The following is a 16329-nucleotide window of genomic DNA, read 5'->3' as shown; positions in this document are numbered from 1 at the left end:
TCACCGTCGTCTGGCAACGCTCTGACGGAACCAATCAGATGGTCCAAGCGAGCACTCGCAAGCCCGACAGCCCCTGGTCCACGCCCACCGACTTGTCCGCTCCCGGCCAGGACGCTTGGCACCCCCAGGTGGCCGCAGCCGCCGATGGCACCGTCACCGTCGTCTGGGAGAGTTCCCAGTTCCTGACCACCAACAACACCGTCTATGCGACCACGCGTCTTCCCGGCGGCACGTGGACCGCACCCACCGACCTATCCGGCCCCGGGCAGCACGCGTTGTCCCCGCAGGTCGCCGCTGCCCGCGATGGCACGACGACCGCCGTCTGGGTGCTCCACGGGACCAGCACCATCGTCCAGGCCACCACCCGCGCGCCGGACGGCACCTGGCCCGCAGCCACTGACTTGTCCGCCCTCGGCCAGGACGGCTACGACCCACAGGTCGCCGCCGCGCCCGACGGCACGACCACGGCCGTCTGGGTGCGTTCCGACGGAACCGTGGGACAGCTCCAAGCAGCCACCCGGAGCCCGGCCGGCACGTGGACCCCCCCGGCCGACATCTCCGAGCCCGGGCGGCAGGTCCACTCCCCTGAGCTCGCCGTTGCCGCTGACGGCGCCCCCACCGCAGTCTGGGTTTGGCGGGACGGTTATGGGAGCACGGTCCAAACCGCGACGCGAGGCCCCGGAGGCGCGTGGACCGCGCCCGTCGCCCTGTCCGCGCCCCAGCCTTCCGCCTGGCACCCCCATGTAGCCGCCGCTAGCGACGGCACCACCACCGCCGTCTGGCAGGGCACGCAGGGCCCTGATCGAACCAACATGATCGTCCGCGCCGCCACCCGCAACCAGGATGGCACTTGGACCGTGGGCCCGATCCTTTCCGACCCACTGTCCGGTCCGGGCCTGCCCGTCGACTTCCCAGACGTCACCGCCGCCGACACGACCACCGCCGTCTGGATGCACTGGGACGGCGCCAACTACGTCCTCGCGGCCGCCACGCGTTCACCAGGTGGCGTCTGGACGACACTCACCAACCTGTCCGCTCCCGGCCAGAGCATCTTCGAACCGCAGGTCGTCGCCGCCGCTGACGGCACCACGACCGCGGTCTGGTCTAGATTCGACGGAGCTCACTGGGTCGTCCAAGCCCGGGACGTCGACCACGATGCTCCACTCCTCGGTGCGATCAGCATCCCCGCCACAGGAACGGTCGGCCAGTCGTTGCTCTTCGAAGCGGACGCTGTGGACGCCTCGTCCAACCCGACCACCATCACCTGGGACTTCGGGGACGGCGCCACGCTCACCGGAGGATCGGTGACCCACGCCTACGCCTCAGTGGGCACCTACTCGGTCAAGGTCATGGCTACCGACGCCGTCGGCAACACCATCTCCACGACCGCCGGCACCGTGACCATCACCGCAGGCGCCGTGACCATCACCGCCGCACCACGGGCACCCGAGATCACTCGTCTCAAGCTGACGAGAACCACCATCTACGCCACCCACCACCCCCGCGCGACCAGGGCCGTCATCTCCCTCACCGCGCCCGCCAAGGTCGTCCTGAGCTTCAAGAAGCCAGGCACCCGCGCCCAGCGCAAGACCCTCCGCCTCGACGCCGGCACCACCCGCGTCAGGCTGACGACCCGCCTGACCAGGACGGCACGGCTGAAGCCGGGCGCCTACAAGGTCATCGCCGTCGCGACCAACGCTGCGGGCGAGAGAGCGGCGCGTACAGCCCGGCTCCGCGTCATCCGCTGAGCCGGGTGGCGGGCCGCCCGCGCCGTACGTCTGTCGGCGACCGTCGCGCGCAGCCTGTGAGCCGAGCGCTGCTGGATCCGCTGCGCCGTCCCTGTCCGGATGATCATCCCGCGCAGACCCGGCCCGCTGGGAGCGCCTGCTCCGAGCCGACTCAGCGCTCGGGGTGCGGCACGTGCGCGTCGAGCACGTCGAGCGAGGCGGCGACGGCGAGGTCGTGCCAGCGCCGCGATCCCGTGAGCATGTAGTGGCCGAGCGGCCCCATGTCGTGCAGCTCGGCATCCTCGGCGACGGTGCGGGCGCGCTCGACGTAGCGGGCGGTCTCGCGGAACGAGGTGATCCGGTCGCGGCGCCCGTGGGCAGCCACCAGGCTGCGACCAGCCAGGGTGTCGACCGGGTCCTCGGCCGACCACCACGGTGCCAGCCCGACCACGCCGACCACCGACGGGTCGTCGGCGACGTGCACCGCCACCCGCGCGCCCATCGAGTGCCCCAGCAGCACGACGGGCGCCTCGCCCAGCTCGGCGCGTACCTGCTCGAGCGCCCAGCGGGCGTCGGCCTGGGGCGCGCGCCCGCCGTTCCAGCCGCGGGTGCGGTAGCGCGCCGACCACACGCCCACGCCCGCCGCGTGGGCCCGGTCGGTGATCTCGCGCTGCAGCCACAGGACCCGACGCCACGAGGCGCTGCGCCCGTCGACGGACTGTGTGGAACGCGGCTTGCCGCCGTGGAGCACGAGGATGATCGCGCGGGCGGATCCGTCGACGGTGTCGTGGCGGGTGAGGTGCGGGTCGGTCACGACTCTCCTTCGGAGCGGCGGCTGGAACGGATCGGGCGTCAGGTCGGGTGTCAGGTCGGGTGTCAGTGGACCCCCGCGCCCTCGGGGGCCGACTCGGTGGCGAGCTCCTCGTGCTTGACGTCGAGGAACAGCCACACGATGGCGGACGCCGCGATCATCATCAGCGAGCCCACGAAGAACGCCATCGTGGCGCCCTCGGTGAACGCCCCCAACGAGGCGAGCTGGCCGAGCGCCGCCTCGTCGAGGCCGGGGGCGGCGGACGCGATCGCCGGCGCGATCTCGTCGGCACGCGTCTGCGCGAAGTGGAGCGAGACCGTGCTGAGGGTGGCCAGGCCGAGCGCGCCGCCGACCTGCTGCATGGTGTTGAGGACGCCGGACCCGATGCCGGTGTCCTGGGCGCGCAGGTGGTGCACCGCGACGAGGGTCAGCGGCACGAAGTTGAGCCCCATCCCGAACGCCATGAGCACGACGAACGGCATGATCTCGGTCCAGTAGCTAACTCCCGCGCCGAGGGCGACGCCCTGGCCGCCGAGCGCCTCGGGCAGCGTCGCCAGGATCGAGGACGGGTCCTCGGGGACCGTGATCCGGCTGAAGCCGTACAGCGCGACGGCCGAGAGCAGGGTGCCGATGCCGGAGAGGAGACGCGGGTCGACGTGGCTGATCAGCCGGGACGCCGCGGTGGCCGAGATGATCATCGCGATCGAGAACGGCAGGAAGGCCACGCCGGTCTGCAGCGGGCTGTAGCCGACGACCAGCTGGATGAGCAGCGAGAGGAAGAAGAACATCGCGAACATCGCGGCCGGGACGATCATCATCACGGCGAACGCGGCGGCGCGGTTCTTGCTGCGGAAGATCCGGAACGGCATGAGCGGGTGCTCGACGCGGGACTCCACGAGCAGGAAGAGGCCGAGGAGCGCGACGCCGATGACGAGGCCGGCGACGGTGGTCGTGTCGCTCCAGCCGTAGCGCTCGTCGCCGGCCCGGGACAGCCCGTAGACGATGGCGAGCAGGCCGCCCGTGCCCGTGATGGCGCCCGGGACGTCGAGCCAGCCGGTGTGGCGCTCGGACTCGTCGAAGAAGCGCGGGGCGAAGAAGGCCGCCGCGAGGCCGATCGGCACGACGATGAGGAAGGTGTAGCGCCAGCCCTCCAGGCCCAGGATCGGGTCGAGGCCGGTGAGCCAGCCGCCGAGGATCAGGCCCACGGCCGCACCCACGCCCGCCATCGCGGCGTACACCGCGAACGCGCGGTTGCGCTCCCGCCCGGCCGGGAAGGTGGTCGTGATCAGCGCGAGCGCGGCGGGGGAGGCCATCGCGGCGCCGAGCCCCTGCAGGGCGCGGGCGGACAGGAGCATGAACTCGTTCTGGGCGAAGCCGCCCACCAGCGAGGCGACGGCGAACACGAGGACGCCGATGATGAAGACGAGCCGCCGGCCGTAGAGGTCGGCCAGCCGACCTCCCAGCAGCAGGAAGCCGCCGAAGGTGAGGGCGTAGCCGGTGACGATCCAGGACAGGTTGGCCTGGTCGATGTCGAGGTCGGTGCCGATGTAGGGGAGGGCGATGTTGGCGATGGTGCTGTCGAGCACCACCATCAGCTGCGCGAGGGAGATGAGCACCAGCGCCCAGCGCAGGCGCTTGTGTTGCTCGGGGGTCACCTCTGCGGCGGCCGGAGCGAGGTCGGTCATGGGGTTCCTTCGGTCGTGGTGGGTCGGTGTTCATGGGTCGGGCCGTGCATTGCTGCCGGGAGGACGACCTCGTCGAGGACGCGCGCGACGAGGTCGGGCGTGACGGCCTCGCCGAGCAGGAACGCGCGGTGCAGGACGATGCCGGCGAGCGAGGGCGCGAGCATCTCCAGGTCGGCGTCGGGGTGGACCTCGCCGCGAGCGCGGGCGCGCTCGTAGATGGCCCGCGAGGAGGCGATCTTGGGGCCGATGAAGTCGCGCCGGTAGACCTCGGCGAACTCCGGGTCGCGACCCATGGCCGTGACGACCGCGCTGAGCACGGACCGCGTCATCGGGTCGTTCAGCCCGCCGTGGCCGCAGTACGCCGCGATCAGGTCGCCGCGCAGGGTGCCGGTGTCGGGGACGACGGACTCGCCCTTGTGGGCCATGATCGCGGCCACGACGAGCTCCGGCTTGCCCTTCCACCGGCGGTAGAGCGTGGCCTTCGAGGCCTTGGCGCGGCTCGCCACGGCGTCCATGGTGAGCAGGTCGTAGCCGACCTCGTCGAGGACCTCGAGGGTCGCCTCGAGGATCTGCAGCTCGCGCTCGCCCTCCACGCGGGGGCGGGTGCCGGTCTCGGTCGGGGTCACGGTGTCCTTCCTGGGGGGTGGTCGGATGAAATGGAACGGAACGGTTTCGTTTCGACCAACGCGGGACCGGTCCGGTTCATTCCGATGGAACAGATCTGTTCCATCCGGTCCAGACCGGTGCTCGCCGACCGTGTCGGTGGCGACCGGCAGACTGTGCCCATGAGCACGCCCGACCGGACCGCCGCCGAGCCCGTCGCGACCGCCGTCGCGACCGCCACGCCCGAGGCGCGCGAGCGCCACCAGGAACTGAGCGAGCAGGTCGAGGACGCCCGCTGGCGCTACTACGTCCTCGACGACCCCACGCTGTCCGACGCCGACTTCGACACCCGGCTGCGCGAGCTCGAGGCGCTCGAGGAGCAGTTCCCCGAGCTGCGCACCCCGGACTCGCCGACGCAGAAGGTGGGCGGCGCCGTCTCGACCGACTTCACCGCGGTCGACCACCTCCAGCGCATGGAGAGCCTCGACAACGCCTTCGACCTCCACGAGCTCGAGGCGTGGCACGCCCGCCTCGTGCGGGAGGGCGTCGCGGCGCCCGCCCTGCTCTGCGAGCTCAAGGTCGACGGCCTCGCCATCAACCTGCTCTACGAGGACGGGCGCCTGGTGCGCGCGCTGACCCGGGGTGACGGCCGCACGGGCGAGGACGTCACGCCCAACGTCAAGACGATCGCCTCCGTCCCGCACCGTCTCACCGGCACGAGCGAGCACCCGGTGCCCACGCTGGTCGAGGTCCGCGGCGAGGTGTTCCTCCCCAGCGACGCGTTCGAGCGGCTCAACGCCTCGATGGTCGAGGCGGGCAAGCCGATGTTCGCCAACCCCCGCAACGCCGCCGCGGGCTCCCTGCGGCAGAAGGACCCCCGCGTGACCGCGACGCGCGACCTCGGGATGGTCTGCCACGGCATCGGGGCGCGCGAGGGCTTCGAGCCGACCGCCCAGAGCGCGGCGTACGACGCCCTCCGCGCGTGGGGCCTGCCGGTCTCCGAGCAGGTGCGGGTCGTGCCCACGCTGACGGAGGTCGAGGAGTGGATCGCCCACGTCGGCGAGCACCGGCACTCGATCGTCCCCTACGAGATCGACGGGGTCGTGGTCAAGGTCGACTCGGTCGCCGAGCAGCGCCAGCTCGGGTCGACCTCGCGCGCGCCCCGCTGGGCGATCGCCTTCAAGTACCCGCCCGAGGAGGTCAACACCGAGCTCCTCGACATCCGGGTCAACGTCGGCCGCACCGGCCGGGTCACTCCCTACGGCGTGATGCGCCCGACCAAGGTGGCCGGGTCGACGGTCGAGCGCGCCACGCTGCACAACGCCCACGAGGTGCGCCGCAAGGACGTGCGTCCCGGCGACACGGTGATCCTGCGCAAGGCGGGCGACGTCATCCCCGAGATCCTCGGGCCGGTGCTGGCGCTGCGTCCCGAGGGCCTGCCCGAGTGGGTGATGCCGACGGTGTGTCCGACCGAGATCGGCGGCTGCGGCACCGAGCTGGTCCAGCAGAAGGAGGGCGACAAGGACCTGCGCTGCCCCAACCACGAGAAGTGCCGCCTGCAGGTGCTCGACCGTGTCTTCCACGTGGCGGGCCGCGGTGCCTTCGACATCGAGGGGCTGGGCACCGAGGCGGCCGTCGCCCTGCTCGACGCCGGCGTGATCGACAACGAGGGCGACCTGTTCGACCTCGACGCCGACAAGCTGCTGCGCACCGAGCTCTTCACCCGCGCCGCGAAGAAGGACGAGGGCGAGGGCCGCGTCCTGTCCGCCAACGGCGAGCGGCTGCTGGCCAACCTCGCCACGCGCCTCGACGTGCCGCTGTGGCGGGTGCTCGTCGCGCTGTCGATCCGCCACGTCGGCCCGACGGCGGCCCGGGCGCTGGCCACCGAGTTCGGCTCGGTCGAGGCGATCCGTGCCGCCTCAGAGGAGGAGCTCGCGGCGACCGAGGGGGTCGGGCCCACGATCGCGGCGTCGGTCCGCGAGTGGCTCGACGGCGAGGAGTCGGGATGGCACACCGCGATCCTCGACAAGTGGGCGGCGGCGGGCGTGAGGATGGCCGACGTGCGCGACGAGTCCGTCCCGCGGACCCTGGAGGGCCTCACGATCGTCGCCACCGGCTCGCTGCAGGGCTACACCCGCGACTCGGTCAAGGAGGCCATCATCAGCCGCGGCGGCAAGGCCTCCGGCTCGGTGTCGAAGAAGACCGACTACGTCGTCGTCGGCGAGAACGCCGGCTCCAAGGCAGACAAGGCCGAGCAGCTCGGCGTCCCGGTGCTCGACGAGGAGCAGTTCACCGTCCTGCTCGAGAAGGGGCCGGCCGGGCTGGACGGCTGAGGGCGTGCACCTCCGGGTGTGCTCCTGGGTTTGGGAGGCGGACGATCCGGTTAGGAGACCGGGACAGACCGATCCCTGGGAGTCAGCATGCGTCTCGCCCGTTCACTCGTCCCCGCACTCGTCGCGACCGCCGGCCTCGCCGCCCCCGTCGTGCTCGCGCCGACGGCCCACGCCGCCGCGCCGACCTGCGGAGGGCTCAAGGCCACGATCGTCGGCAACAACAAGGCCAACACCATCACCGGCACCCCGCAGCGCGACGTCATCGCGGCGCGCGGTGGCAACGACACCATCCGCGGCATCGGCGGCAACGACGTGATCTGCGGCGGCGACGGCGCCGACACGATCCTCGGCGGTGACGGCAACGACCGGATCTGGGGCGACGAGGACCTGGTGCGGATCGACCAGTTCGGGCGGGTGGTGAAGAAGGGCGACACCATCTCCGGTGGGGCCGGCGACGACACGATCGACCTCGGCCTCGATCCCCGTCCGGCCACTGCGGGCACCAGGGTCGTCATCGACGGGCTGTCCTACGCCGACGCACCCGCCGCAGTCGTCGTGGACTTCCGCGCGGCCGCGACGTCGGTGATCACGGCCGACGGCACCGACACGATCAGCGGCTACGGCGAGGGCATCCGGGTCATCGGCTCGCCCCAGGGCGACATGATCAAGGGCACCAACTCCGACGACGTGATCCACGGCCGCGGCGGTGACGACCTCCTCTACGGCCAGGGCGGTGACGACACCATCGTCGGCGACAGCGACGGCGTCGCCGGCAACGACCGCCTCTACGGCGACGCGGGCGACGACGCCGTCACCGGCTCGGTCGGCATCGACACCTTCGTCGGCGGGAGCGGCAGCGACGTGCTCACCTCCACCTCGGAGAGCCACCAGAGCTTCCGCGGCGGCAGCGGCGTCGACACGATCACCTTCCCGATCCCGCTCGAGTCCGGCTTCGTGGCCAAGGGCCACGGCGGGCAGGACAAGCTCCGCCTGCTGCCCAACGCCAACCCCCTGGCGAAGCCGACCGTGCGCATCGACCAGCTGAAGAAGTCCACGATCCGCGACCTGCAGCCCTACACGCTCGAGGGCAAGATCAACGGGTTCAGCGACATCGTGCTGCCGGCGCGGGCCCTGTCGATCTTCAAGGGCAGCAACGACTCCGAGGTGATCACCGCGCACCCCGACCACCGCGCGATGATCTACGGCCGCGGCGGCGCCGACGTGATGACCGGCTCCCGCCAGCCCGACCGCCTCGACGGCGGCAACGGGTTCGACATCGCGCGCGGTCGCGGCGGCAACGACACCTGCAAGAACGCAGAGAAGCGCTCGAGCTGCTGACTCGCGGAGCTAGGCCTTCCTCGGGACGTGGAAGAACCAGATGGCCGCGAACGCGATCAGGGGGAACACGCAGGCGAGCAGGAGCTCGCCGGCGGCGACTCCCTGGCCGAACCCGTAGAGGCACCACAGCACCACGAGCACCACGATGACGGATGCGACGGGGCCGCCGAACCACCGGTTCAGCCCCTGCCACCACCGCCGTACGAACGGTTCCCGGGCAATCGGCTCGGGGCCCGTCTCCTTCGGCTGGGGCAGGTGGAGCTCCGGGCTGACGAGCGCGTCGAGCCGCTCGACGACCTTGCCCCCGCCGGTCCAGCTGTCGGGGCGTACGACGAGCGACCACCCGTCGGTCAGGATGACCCCGCGGGCACCCGAGTCCCAGACCAGGTAGCCGGCCACCTCGTCGACGGGATAGCGCAGGTGTCCGCGAGCATCGCCCAGGGTGAGGGCGTCGTCGCGGACCGCGAGGCGCACCGACTCGGCCGGCCAGTTGACGCTCCGGGTGCCGCGCACGGAGCCGCCGGACTCGGGTTGCTCGATGACGCGCAGGCGCGGGTGGGGTGTCGTGCCTGGCGGCGCACCCACGATGAGGCTCTCGCCGAACTCGACGATCGCCGTCCCGACGCGAGCGCTGTCCACGGTGTCGAGCTCGTCGAGGATGTCGTCGAGCTGCTCGACGGGCCCCCCGCGCAGCGACTGCGCGGCGGCCCGGTGGGACAGGTAGCCGACGCTGTAGGGGTCGGTGAAGCCCTGCCGCATCGCGGCCAGGATGTCGGCGAGCGATTCCGGGTCGGGCCCGTTCGCGGCCAGCCCGGCCACCAGGTCGACCACGTGGCCCAGCAGGGCGGGCGCGGTCGTCGGGCTGACGTCCGACCCCGCGATCACCAGTGCGTGCTCGGCGTCCACGGCCTCGTAGACGGAGTACGGCGAGTAGGCCGCGCCCTCCTGGTCACGTAGCCGCTTGCGGAGTGCGTCCTCGAGGACCGGGGCGACCAGCGTGCCCGGCAGCGAGCGGCCGACGACCCCGGAGAGGACGAGACCGGCTCCGTCGGGGTAGACCGCACGCGGTCGCTCGACCGGGGTCGCGGGCGTGACCGCCCACGGGCTGCCGTCGCCGAGCCGCAGGTCCATCGCCTCCGGGGGTGGCCCGTCGAGGGCGAGGGACGCGTTGGCGGCTGGGAACGCCCGCCGGGACAGGTCGACCAGACGCTCGGGTGTCGCTCGGCCCAGGCCGAGGTCGTCGTACGACGCGAGGCCCGGACCGCGCCCTCCGTAGCGCATGCCGAACGCCCGCTGGACCGGTCCGCCCCGGGTCGCAGCCTCGGCGGCCAGCACCCGGCGCTCGCGAGCGAGCTCCGACAGGTCGGGGTCCGCGAGCCGACGGGTGACCTCGGACAGCGCGGCCGCCACCTGGTCGGGCGGCCCGTGCATCGAGAAGGTGGTGAGCATCGGCCCCACCGAGCCGTTGACGGCGAGCGTCCCGCGCGGCAACCCGTGGAGGGCGAGGTGCTCCAGGAGGTGCAGCCACCCCGACGTCGCCAGTGTCTCGTCGGCCAGGCCGACGCGGAACATCAGCGTCGCGGCCAAGGTCGGACGTCCTGAGTCGACCCAGAACGTGCGTACGTCGTCGATCGCGGTCTCGTGGACCACACCCATCATCAAACCCCCGTCGCAGATGTGGGTGGGACAGTAGTGCCTCGCTCGCGGCTGCGAACCCCCCTTCCGCGCGCCGCTTCCCCCGCACCCGGCGCGAGGGGCACGATGCCTGCATGTCGCGCGGAGGCAGGCTGCTCGTGCTGGCGGCCGCGTGGGCGGTGCCGGTCTGCTGGACCCTCCTCGCGCTCCTGGCGACCCCCTCCGACGGCACCAGCCTGTCCTCGCGGCTGGTGCCGTCGGGCGGCGTGCACTGGGGCGAGACGGTCCGCGTCGCCGCGACGTACGGTGACACGCCGCTGCGACCCGGCGACGAGGTGCAGGCGGTCGACGGCCGGTCGCTGTCCGACTGGGTGGAGGGCCGCGGGGCGGTGACGCTCGAGACCGGGGACGTGGTGCGCTACGAGGTGCGCCGCGCCGGCGACGGGCTGGACCTGATCCAGCAGGTCGACGTCAGGCTCGGCACGTACCCGGTGCTGGGTGCGGTGCGGGCGGCACCACTCGTCCCCCTCCTCGCCGTGCTCGTGCTGCTCGTCGGCTCGGCGGTGTTCTGGTCGCGGCCCGCGGCCGGCTCGGCACGCGCGTTCCTGGTCGCCGCGGTGCTCCTGCCGGCGGCCGTGACCTCGACCCCGTGGGGGCCGGACGTCATCGACCTCGGGAGTGGGGCCTGGCCCCAGGCGGCCGGCGAGGCGATGTCCGCGCTCGGGGTCGTGGCACTGGTGCTCGCCGTCTCCCTGGCGACCCGCCCGTCGGGACGCGAGCGCTGGGTGACGGCCGCGCTGGTCGCGACCCCGCTCCTGGCGTACGCCGCGATCCTGGACCCGCGCCTCGACGCGGCCGGCTCGCCCGCCGCCCGCCTCCAGGTGCTGTCGAGCATCGCTGCGCCGACCCTGTGGGCCGCGATCCCCGTCCTGCTCGTCGCAGCGACGCTCGCCCACCTGCGCGCCAGCCGCCGCGACGACGTGCTCGCCACCCGGCTGGCGCTGCTCGGCAGCGGCGCCGGCGTCGGCGCCTGGTTCGTCCTCGGACCCTCGCCCGTGCTCCTGACCGGTCGCGCGCTCGTGCGGGCGGACCTGCTGGTCCTGCTCGCCGGTGGACTGGTCCTGGCCTGCGTGGCCGCGGCGGCGGCCCGCTTCCGGCTGGAGGAGATCGAGCCGCGGGTGCGACGGAGCCTCGTCCAGGCACTGGTCCTGGTGGTCGTCGGCGCCGCCTTCGCCGTCGTGGTCCGTGCGGTGGACCTGGCGACGGACGTCGCCGTCGAGTCGATGCTCGCGGGCGGGCTGCTCGCGCTGCTGCTCCTCCCCGTCGGTGTCGCCGTGCAACGGGTCGTGCGGCGGTGGGTCTACGGCGACCGCGAGTTCCCGGACCGGGTCGTCTCCGAGCTGCGGCGGCTCGACGCGCTCACGGCCCCGGAGGACGCGCTGCGGGAGGCGCTCGAGCTGCTCGCCCGGCGGCTGCACCTGTCCTTCGCCGCGGTCGACGTGTTCGCCACCCCGACCTCCGGGCCGATCGCCGCCTCCATCGGGGACCCCGTCGGGGTCGCGTCGACCGTTGACCTGGCGGTCGGCGGGACGACGCTCGGGCGCCTGCGCGTCGAGGTCGACGCCGGGCACGACCCCTTCGGTCCCGGCGACCGGCGACTGCTGGAGGACGTCGGCGCGCAGGTCGGAGCCCTCGTCCAGGCCGTCACCGCGAACCGCGAGCTCCAGCTGTCCCGCCGCCGGCTCGTCGCCGCCCGCGAGGAGGAGCGACGGCGCCTGCGACGCGACCTGCACGACGGACTGGGACCGTCGCTGGCGACCTTCGCCATGGGGCTGGAGGCCGCGACGGACCTGATCCGCGACGACCCCGACCGGGCTGCCGACCTCGTCGCCCGCCTCGCCGAGCGGGCGCGGGGGGACATCGGCGAGGTGCGGCGCCTCGTCGAGGGGCTGCGGCCGCCCGCGCTCGACCAGCTCGGCCTGGTCTCCGCGCTGCGGCACCTGGCCGCGGACCACGCCCACGGATCGGCGCCGGCCGGGATGCGGTGGACGCTGGAGGCCGAGGACGGGCTGGAGCCGCTGCCCGCCGCGGTGGAGGTCGCGGCGTACCGCATCGTCGTCGAGGCCGTGACCAACGCGCGCCGCCACAGCGGTGCGTCCCGCTGTGCCGTACGACTGCGCCGCACCGGCGACGACCTCGAGATCGAGGTGTCCGACACGGGGTCGGGGCTGGCCGCGGACCGGTCACCGGGTGTAGGCCTGTCCTCGATGCGTGAGCGCGCGGAGGAGCTCGGCGGTTCCTTCGAGGCGGTGGACCGTCCGGGCGGTGGGACCGTCGTCCGGGCACGGTTGCCGGTCACGGGACCGTCGGACGACTGATGCGGGCTCCGAGCGGAGGGCCGGCACGAAGCCGGCACGGGAGAGGGGGAGGGCATGGACACGCACCGCGTGCTGATCGCCGACGACCACGAGGACTTCCGCAAGGGGCTCGCCGCGCTCCTCGCGGCCACGCCGTCCGTCGAGGTCGTGGGCTCCGCGGCCGACGGCGCGATGGCGGTCGCGCTCGCGCTGGACCTGCAGCCCGACGTCGTCCTGATGGACCTGCACATGCCCCGGGTCAACGGCATCGACGCCACGGCGCAGATCGTGGCGTCCTCGCCGCACATCGGGATCCTGGTGCTGACCATGATGGAGGACGAGGAGTCGGTGTTCGCGGCCGTGCGGGCGGGCGCCCGCGGGTTCCTGCTCAAGGGGGCGCGACGCGCCGAGATCACCCGCGCCGTGCAGGCCGTCGGGGCCGGCGAGGTGATCTTCGGGCCCGGGATCGCCGACCGGGTGATGGCCTACTTCTCCGGTGTCCGCAGCAGGCCCGTGGCCGACGCCTTCCCGGACCTCACCGAGCGCGAGCGGGTCGTGCTGGGGCTCATCGCCGAGGGCCGGGAGAACGGCGAGATCGCGCGGCAGCTCGGGCTGTCGGTCAAGACCGTGCGCAACCACGCCAGCAACATCTTCACCAAGCTGCAGGTCGCCCACCGTGCCCAGGCGATCGTCAAGGCCCGCGAGGCCGGACTGGGATAGGCCTCAGCCGCTCCCGTCGCGGCACCCGCCCTGGAGGCGTACGTCGTCAGCCGCGTCCGCGCCCACGGCCGCGGCCTGTGCCTCGTCGGGGATCAGCACGTCGGCCCCGAACTCGACGCTGGGCTCGCCGCGGATGATGCACCCGGTGGTGCGCTCCGGGGCGATGGTCGTGAGGGCCTGGATGATGCGGTAGGCCGCGGCGGGGGAGAGGTCGGTCTCCAGCCCGGCCAGGGCGGCGAGCGTGGTCGCCTCCATGAAGCCCTCGTCGTCCTCCTCCGACCTCAGCCGGTGGAGCAGGCCGATCAGGAGGCGCTGGTGGTTGGCGACCCGCTCGTAGTCGCTCGACAGCGGCAGCGTGTCGCGGGTGGTGACGTAGGACAGGGCCTGCTCGGCGTCGAGCGTGTTGCGCCCCCTCCTGACCTCGACGCCGCCGTCGTCGGTGGTGAAGGCCAGCGGCGACTCCACCACGACGTCGCCGACGGCACCCATCGTCGACAGGAAGCCGTCGAAGCCGGCGACCAGGACGAGGTCGGGCGTGATGCCGAGCAGGTCCTCGACCTCCCGCGCCGCGCCCTCGGGGCCGCCGAGCTCGAGGGCCTGGCTGATCCGGCCGCGGCCCCCGGGCAGGTCGACGTAGAGGTCGCGGGGCAGGCCGATCGCCACCGCGCGTCGCCCGGCCCAGTGCACCCCGATGAGCTGGATGGCGTCGGTGCGACCCTGCAGCACGTCGGTCCCGGGTGCGGCCTCCGAGCCGAGGGCGAGGACCCACAGCACGTCGCCGCCGGCGTCGACGGCCTTGGCGGTGCCGATCGTGGACAGGCTGATCGTGGTCGGGTGGACCGCGCCGTCGGGCACGGCCAGGACGAGGGCGCCGAGCAGGGCGGCCCGCACGACGACCCGGTGTGCGGTCCGCAGCGCGGCCCTCATGACTCCGCCTCCACGGGGACGCCGTCGCCGTTGTCGAAGCGGACGTCGTAGCCGAAGACCGACCACCCGTCCGGTTCGGCCACCAGCAGGAAGCGCCCGTCGAGGGTGAGCGGCTGGGTGCTGCCGTCCTCCGTGGTCGCCTCGAAGGTGAAGTGGACCTTCGCGGTGGCGCCGTGGACGGTGCGACCCGTGGTGAGGAACGACAGTCCCACGTCGAGCTCGGTCGCCCGCATCGCAGTGGCGTCCGGGACGCCCGCCGCCGTGAGCCGGTCGATGTCGCGAGCGGCATCGCGGGCCGCGTCGCTGGTGAAGGACTCGAAGGAGCGGACGAACTCCTCGCGTGGGAAGGTGCCGAGGAAGGCGTCGACGACGTAGGCCGACAGCACCTTGCCGACCGCACCCTCCACCTCGGTGCGGGTGTCCTCGTCGAGGCGATCGGCGCCGGTCACGGACTCCACGCGCAGGGCGACCTGCTGCGCCTGCGGCGGGTCCGGCTCGTCGGGCGGGCCGCCCCCCGAGCACCCGGCCGCCGCCAGCACGGTGACCGTCGCGACGAGTGCCGCGAGGTCTCGACAGTGGCCCATGCGCTTCATCATGGCCGAACCCGGCTCACTGTGCTTCAACTCGCCGACACGCTGTTGGTGGTGGAGAGGTCGAAGTCGTCGACGTTGTCGATGGCCGGGTGGCGCTCGCCGACCGGCCCGCGGACGAACTCCGTGAGGAGCGTCGTGGTGACGGTCCGGACGAAGGCCGCCGTGCCGGCACCCAGCGGGCGCTCGCACCGTTCGGCCATCGCGCAGCCCCAGCGCAGCGTGCCGGCGTTGAACACCCCGGCGCCCGAGCCCGTCGTGTAGTAGACCGACTGCGAGGAGGTCATGACCCCGCGGCACGAGTACGGCGAGTGGGCCAGCACCTGGAGGGGGCGTGGCAGGCGCGCGTCCGGGTAGACCCGGTCGGCCTCGGGCCCCACCAGGCCGAGGACCCGGTGCCCGTGGCGGACGCCGGTGCCGCGGAACCCCCACCAGCGCGGGCTCGCGATGACGTAGTCGGTGTCGACGGGGTAGCACTCGTACTGCATCCCCAGCAGGTCGTGCTCGGGCCGCGGCGCCGGCGACTGCCGGAACAACGCGGTGGCGTCGACCGAGCCCTCGGCGTACAGGGGGTCGAGGTGGGCGTCGTGGCGGTAGCCGACCATCCGGCGGGCGCGGCCGCCGGCGGTGTCCTCGAGGCGCACCCGCCAGTACATGGTGTTGGCACCCAGGAACGCGAGGTTCGTGCCGGCGTCCCGCGCAGCGAGCACCGCGTCGCGCATGGTGTTGGTCCAGTACTCGTCGTGACCCATCGAGACGTAGCCGTGCGCACCGTCGAGCGCGCCGGCGCTCGTGTGGAGGTCGAGGTTGGTGAAGTAGGACAGGGCGACGCCGGACCGCTCGGCGCGCAGCACGATCGGGATCGCCGCGGTGCGGTAGTCGTTGGCGCCGGTGGTCGCGGCGTACGGGCGGTCGAAGCTGACGGCGTGGCTGCGGGAGTCGCCGGGCGGGCCGGCGTACAGGCTGTAGCCGCCCCACCGGTTGTAGGCCTGCCAGGTCGTCACCGGCGCGACCAGTGCCACGGTCCCCTCCGCCGACGGCGACGTCACCACGTAGGGCACCTGGACGTCCCAGCCGGTGTCGGTGCGCAGCAGGAAGACGTAGAACCCCGGCTCCCACCCGGACGTGTCGACGGTGAGGTCGCGCGTCCAGGCGGCGACGACCGTGCGGGTGGCGTACGGCTCCAGGCGAGGGGCGGGCTGGGCGCGCCCGAGCCGGAAGCCGGACTCCCAGACGAACGCGCCGCTGCCCCCTGCGTAGGCGCCGATGCGGAAGGCCGACGCCTCCCACCCGCCCTCGGTCGTGGAGACCTTCAGCCCCACCCGGGTCCCCGGGACCCCGCTGGCGTGGGTCGCGTACGCCGCCAGCCGGCCGTCCAGCGCAGGTCTGCGCGAGCGCCAGCCCTCCGACCCTCGCGGAGCGGGCACCGCCGCCTCCCCCTCCTCGGGATCGTCGGCCTCGGAGGCTGCCACCGGCGGGATCGCAGCGCTCGTGCCCACGGCCGGCACGGTGGGATCCGCGGGCGCCCCGCAGCTCGCGACCCCCAGCGCCATCAGCACCCCGACGATGGCCGCCCCGGCCCCCTTGATCTCCATGACGACGA

At 73.1% G+C, this 16329-nt stretch carries 12 protein-coding genes; 5 read left to right on the top strand and 7 right to left on the bottom strand.

Features of this window, described 5'->3' with window-relative positions; translation table 11 throughout:
* Positions 1 to 128: 128 nt before the first annotated feature.
* The gene (locus IEZ24_RS22465) at positions 129 to 1748 is read left to right on the top strand and encodes a PKD domain-containing protein (protein ID WP_165356184.1); all 1620 of its coding nucleotides are present in this window, start codon (positions 129 to 131) and stop codon (positions 1746 to 1748) included.
* A 151-nt stretch (positions 1749 to 1899) separates the two neighbouring features.
* Here the strand turns inward: IEZ24_RS22465 and IEZ24_RS18630 are convergent, their stop codons facing one another.
* The 3 genes from IEZ24_RS18630 to IEZ24_RS18620 all read right to left on the bottom strand — a co-directional run bounded on the left by IEZ24_RS18630 (position 1900) and on the right by IEZ24_RS18620 (position 4849).
* Positions 1900 to 2541, bottom strand: a complete 642-nt coding sequence (locus IEZ24_RS18630; RefSeq protein WP_129456575.1) for an alpha/beta hydrolase — start codon at positions 2539 to 2541, stop codon at positions 1900 to 1902.
* A 62-nt stretch (positions 2542 to 2603) separates the two neighbouring features.
* Positions 2604 to 4223 (bottom strand): MFS transporter, encoded by a 1620-nt coding sequence (locus tag IEZ24_RS18625; RefSeq protein WP_129456576.1) that lies wholly within the window; start codon positions 4221 to 4223, stop codon positions 2604 to 2606.
* Positions 4220 to 4849, bottom strand: a complete 630-nt coding sequence (locus IEZ24_RS18620; protein ID WP_242498583.1) for a TetR/AcrR family transcriptional regulator — start codon at positions 4847 to 4849, stop codon at positions 4220 to 4222. Before IEZ24_RS18620 ends, IEZ24_RS18625 begins: the two co-directional genes overlap by 4 nt.
* 159 nt (positions 4850 to 5008) lie before the next feature.
* On the opposite strand from IEZ24_RS18620, the gene ligA reads away from it, so the two are divergent.
* A complete protein-coding gene (gene ligA, locus IEZ24_RS18615) occupies positions 5009 to 7159 on the top strand; it encodes an NAD-dependent DNA ligase LigA (protein ID WP_224745545.1) in 2151 nt (716 codons plus the stop codon).
* Between the two features lie 87 nt (positions 7160 to 7246).
* Positions 7247 to 8497 carry a calcium-binding protein gene (locus IEZ24_RS18610; protein ID WP_129456578.1) on the top strand — a complete coding sequence of 417 codons (1251 nt, stop codon included), beginning with the start codon at positions 7247 to 7249 and terminating at the stop codon, positions 8495 to 8497.
* A gap of 9 nt (positions 8498 to 8506) precedes the next feature.
* On the opposite strand, the gene IEZ24_RS18605 is transcribed toward IEZ24_RS18610, so the two are convergent.
* Positions 8507 to 10153 carry a peptidase M16 family protein gene (locus tag IEZ24_RS18605; RefSeq protein WP_129456579.1) on the bottom strand — a complete coding sequence of 549 codons (1647 nt, stop codon included), beginning with the start codon at positions 10151 to 10153 and terminating at the stop codon, positions 8507 to 8509.
* A 113-nt stretch (positions 10154 to 10266) separates the two neighbouring features.
* On the opposite strand from IEZ24_RS18605, the gene IEZ24_RS18600 reads away from it, so the two are divergent.
* Both IEZ24_RS18600 and IEZ24_RS18595 read left to right on the top strand, forming a co-directional pair.
* Positions 10267 to 12510 (top strand): histidine kinase, encoded by a 2244-nt coding sequence (locus tag IEZ24_RS18600; RefSeq protein WP_129456580.1) that lies wholly within the window; start codon positions 10267 to 10269, stop codon positions 12508 to 12510.
* Positions 12511 to 12564: 54 nt separating this feature from the next.
* Positions 12565 to 13209: a response regulator gene (locus tag IEZ24_RS18595; protein WP_129456581.1), complete on the top strand. Its 645-nt coding sequence runs from the start codon at positions 12565 to 12567 to the stop codon at positions 13207 to 13209.
* 3 nt (positions 13210 to 13212) lie between these two features.
* On the opposite strand, the gene IEZ24_RS18590 is transcribed toward IEZ24_RS18595, so the two are convergent.
* From IEZ24_RS18590 to IEZ24_RS18580, 3 genes are read right to left on the bottom strand one after another with little or no spacing between them, the layout of a single operon-like run.
* On the bottom strand, positions 13213 to 14136 hold the full coding sequence (locus IEZ24_RS18590; protein ID WP_129456582.1) for an LCP family protein: 924 nt from the start codon (positions 14134 to 14136) through the stop codon (positions 13213 to 13215).
* The gene (locus tag IEZ24_RS18585; RefSeq protein ID WP_129456583.1) at positions 14133 to 14720 is read right to left on the bottom strand and encodes a hypothetical protein; all 588 of its coding nucleotides are present in this window, start codon (positions 14718 to 14720) and stop codon (positions 14133 to 14135) included. Before IEZ24_RS18585 ends, IEZ24_RS18590 begins: the two co-directional genes overlap by 4 nt.
* A 35-nt stretch (positions 14721 to 14755) precedes the next feature.
* A complete protein-coding gene (locus IEZ24_RS18580; protein WP_129456584.1) occupies positions 14756 to 16321 on the bottom strand; it encodes a N,N-dimethylformamidase beta subunit family domain-containing protein in 1566 nt (521 codons plus the stop codon).
* Positions 16322 to 16329 lie beyond the last annotated feature (8 nt).

It is taken from the genome of Nocardioides ganghwensis, assembly GCF_014779655.1.
Taxonomy (GTDB): domain Bacteria; phylum Actinomycetota; class Actinomycetes; order Propionibacteriales; family Nocardioidaceae; genus Nocardioides; species Nocardioides ganghwensis.
Note: the sequence above shows the minus strand (reverse complement) of the source record. Positions and strands in the feature narration are given on the sequence as shown.

What these genes read in the sequence shown, in the direction of transcription:
- IEZ24_RS18625 (WP_129456576.1), bottom strand. Translation starts at nt 4,223, where the DNA reads ATGACCGACCTCGCTCCGGCCGCCGCAGAGGTGACCCCCGAGCAACAC.
- ligA (WP_224745545.1), top strand. Translation starts at nt 5,009, where the DNA reads ATGAGCACGCCCGACCGGACCGCCGCCGAGCCCGTCGCGACCGCCGTC.
- IEZ24_RS18610 (WP_129456578.1), top strand. Translation starts at nt 7,247, where the DNA reads ATGCGTCTCGCCCGTTCACTCGTCCCCGCACTCGTCGCGACCGCCGGC.
- IEZ24_RS18605 (WP_129456579.1), bottom strand. Translation starts at nt 10,153, where the DNA reads ATGGGTGTGGTCCACGAGACCGCGATCGACGACGTACGCACGTTCTGG.
- IEZ24_RS18600 (WP_129456580.1), top strand. Translation starts at nt 10,267, where the DNA reads ATGTCGCGCGGAGGCAGGCTGCTCGTGCTGGCGGCCGCGTGGGCGGTG.
- IEZ24_RS18595 (WP_129456581.1), top strand. Translation starts at nt 12,565, where the DNA reads ATGGACACGCACCGCGTGCTGATCGCCGACGACCACGAGGACTTCCGC.
- IEZ24_RS18590 (WP_129456582.1), bottom strand. Translation starts at nt 14,136, where the DNA reads ATGAGGGCCGCGCTGCGGACCGCACACCGGGTCGTCGTGCGGGCCGCC.
- IEZ24_RS18585 (WP_129456583.1), bottom strand. Translation starts at nt 14,720, where the DNA reads ATGGGCCACTGTCGAGACCTCGCGGCACTCGTCGCGACGGTCACCGTG.
- IEZ24_RS18580 (WP_129456584.1), bottom strand. Translation starts at nt 16,321, where the DNA reads ATGGAGATCAAGGGGGCCGGGGCGGCCATCGTCGGGGTGCTGATGGCG.